The 3,651-nt window shown below is 68.2% G+C and carries 1 protein-coding gene; it reads left to right on the top strand.

Annotation, left to right across the window (positions count from 1 at the left end; genetic code table 11):
* A partial coding sequence (locus ABZW18_RS34340) for an Ig-like domain-containing protein (RefSeq protein ID WP_356195337.1) occupies positions 1 to 3,651 on the top strand: 3,651 nt, incomplete at both ends.

Here is a 3,651-nt window from a genome sequence, read left to right as displayed (position 1 = left end):
GGACCCGACCAAACCGTCGCACTCGACCCCACCGGACAAGCCTGCACCACCGTCACCACACTCTCCACCGGAACCGTCACCGCTACGTACAACGGTGAGGACACCTGCTTCACTGGCTCCGTCGGCACGGTGGCAGTGACCGTCAACGAAGCCTCCACCACCACCACCGTCACCGCCACACCTGACCCGTCAGTGTGCGGACAGTCGGTCACCGTATGCGCGACCGTGGTCGCCAACCCACCCGGATCCGGCACACCCACGGGGACGGTGACCTTCTCCGGCCTCGGCGGACCCGACCAAACCGTGGCACTCGACGGCAGCGGACAAGCCTGCACCACCGTCACCACACTCTCCACCGGAACCGTCACCGCCACCTACAACGGTGAGGACACCTGCTTCACCGGATCGACCGGCACCGTCGCCGTCACCGTCACTGAGGCGTCGACGACCACCACCGTCACCGCCACACCTGACCCGTCGGTCTGCGGACAGGCGGTCACCGTATGCGCCACAGTGGTCGGCAACCCGCCCGGACCCGGCACACCCACGGGGACGGTGACCTTCTCCGGCCTCGGCGGACCCAACCAAACCGTCGCACTCGACGGCAGCGGACAAGCCTGCACCACCGTCACCACACTCTCCACCGGAACCGTCACCGCCATCTACAACGGCGAGGACACCTGTTTCGCCAGCTCTGTCGGCACGGTGGCAGTGACCGTGAACGAGGCGTCGACGACAACCACCGTCACCGCAACACCTGACCCGTCGGTCTGCGGACAGTCGGTCACCGTATGCGCCACAGTGGTCGCCAACCCACCCGGATCCGGCACACCCACCGGAACCGTCACCTTCTCCGGCCTCGGCGGACCCAACCAAACCGTCGCACTCGACGGCAGCGGACAAGCCTGCACCACCGTCACCACACTCTCCACCGGAACCGTCACCGCCACCTACAACGGCGAGGACACCTGCTTCACCGGCTCCGCCGGCACCGTCGCCGTCACCGTCAATGAGGCGTCGACGACTACCACCGTTACAGCGACGCCCAGCCCGTCGGTCTGCGGACAGTCGGTCACGGTGTGCGCCACGGTGGTCGGCAACCCGCCCGGACCCGGCACACCCACGGGGACGGTGACCTTCTCCGGCCTCGGCGGACCCGACCAAACCGTCGCACTCGACCCCACCGGACAAGCCTGCACCACCGTCACCACACTCTCCACCGGAACCGTCACCGCTACGTACAACGGCGAGGACACCTGCTTCGCCGGCTCTGTCGGCACGGTGGCTGTGACCGTCAACGAAGCCTCCACCACGACCTCGGTCACTGCCACTCCCAACCCGTCCGCCTGCGGGCAGTCGGTCACCGTATGCGCCACCGTCACCGCCAACCCACCCGGATCCGGCACACCCACGGGGACAGTGACCTTCAGCGGCCTCGGCGGACCCAACCAAACCGTCGCACTCGACGGCAGCGGACAAGCCTGCACCACCGTCACCACCCTGGACACCGGAACCGTCACCGCCACCTACAACGGCGAGGACACCTGCTTCACCGGCTCCGTCGGCACGGTGACAGTGACCGTCAACGAAGCCTCCACCACCACCACCGTCACCGCAACACCCAACCCCTCCGTCTGCGGACAGACGGTCACCGTATGCGCCACCGTCACCACCAACCCGCCAGGATCCGGCACACCCACCGGAACCGTCACCTTCACCGGGCCCGGCGGACTCAACCAAACGGTGCCGCTCAACGGCAGCGGACAGGCCTGCTTCACCACCACCACACTCGCCTCGGGAACCATCACCGCCACCTACAACGGCGAAGGACCCTGCCTCGCCGCATCGACGGGCACCGTAGTCGTCACGGTCAATGAAGCCGCCACGACGACCTCGGTCACCGCCACTCCCAACCCGTCCGCCTGCGGACAGTCGGTCACCGTATGCGCCACCGTCGCCGCCAGCCCGCCCGGATCCGGCACACCCACGGGGACGGTGACCTTCACTGGCCTCGGCGGACCCAACCAGACTGTGGCACTCGACGGCAGCGGACAAGCCTGCGTCACCGTCACGACCCTGGACACCGGAGTCGTCACCGCTACCTACAACGGCCAAGACCCCTGCTTCACCAGCTCCGCTGGGACGGTAGAGGTGACGGTGAACGAAGCCTCCACCACGACCACCGTTACGGCGACGCCTGACCCGTCCGTCTGCGGACAGTCGGTCACCGTATGCGCGACCGTGGTCGCCAACCAGCCAGGATCCGGGACTCCGACCGGGACAGTGACCTTCACCGGGCCTGGCGGGCTGAACCAGACGGTGCCGGTCAACGGCAGCGGACAGGCCTGCTTCACCACCACCACACTCGCCTCGGGAACCGTCACCGCCACCTACAACGGCGCGGACACCTGCTTCGCCGGATCGACCGGCACCGTCGCCGTCACCGTCAACGAGGCGTCGACGACAACCACTGTTACCGCGACGCCCAACCCGTCGGTCTGCGGACAGGTGGTCACCGTATGCGCGACCGTGGTCGCCAACCCGCCAGGATCCGGCACACCCACCGGAACCGTCACCTTCTCCGGCCTCGGCGGACCCAACCAAACCGTCCCGCTCAACGGCAGCGGACAGGCCTGCACCACCGTCACCACCCTGGATACCGGAACCGTCACCGCCACCTACAACGGCGAGGACACCTGCTTCGCCGGATCGACCGGCACGGTGGTCGTCACCGTCAACGAGGCGTCCACGACGACCTCGGTCACCGCAACACCCAACCCCTCCGTCTGCGGACAGGCGGTCACGGTGTGCGCCACCGTCACCACCAACCCGCCAGGATCCGGCACACCCACCGGAACCGTCACCTTCAGCGGCCTCGGCGGACCCAACCAAACCGTCCCGCTCAACGGCAGCGGACAGGCCTGCACCACCGTCACCACACTCTCCACCGGAACCGTCACCGCCACCTACAACGGTGAGGACACCTGCTTTGCCGGCTCTGTCGGCACGGTGGTCGTCGCAGTCAACGAGGCGTCCACGACGACCTCGGTCACCGCAACACCCAACCCCTCCGTCTGCGGACAGGCGGTCACGGTGTGCGCCACCGTCACCACCAACCCGCCCGGGTCCGGGACTCCGACCGGGACGGTGACCTTCACCGGGCCTGGTGGGCTGATCCAGACGGTGCCGGTCAACGGCAGCGGACAGGCCTGCGTCACGACCACGTCCCTGGTCACCGGGACCGTCACCGCCACCTACAACGGCGAAGGGCCCTGCTTCGCCGCGTCGGCCGGCACCGTAGCGGTCACCGTGAACCAGGCGTCGACCACCACCACGGTGACGGCGACGCCGAACCCGTCCAGCTGCGGACAGTCGGTGACCGTGTGCGCCACCGTGGTCGCCAACCCGCCAGGATCCGGCACACCCACCGGAACGGTCACCTTCACCGGGCCCGGCGGACTCAACCAGACGGTGCCGCTCAACGGCAGCGGACAGGCCTGCTTCACCAGTACGACCCTGTCCTCCGGGACCATCACCGCCACCTACAACGGCGCCTCGTGCTTCACGGCATCGACCGGCACCGTAGCGGTCACCGTGAACCAGGGGACGACCACCACCACAGTGACGGCGACACCGAACCCGTCCAGCTGC

Origin of the sequence: Streptomyces sp. NPDC004647 (assembly GCF_040609575.1) — a bacterium.
In the GTDB taxonomy this organism is placed as follows: Bacteria; Actinomycetota; Actinomycetes; order Streptomycetales; family Streptomycetaceae; genus Streptomyces.
The sequence above is the reverse complement of the archived record's forward strand: the minus strand, read 5'-3'. Positions and strand labels throughout refer to the sequence as shown.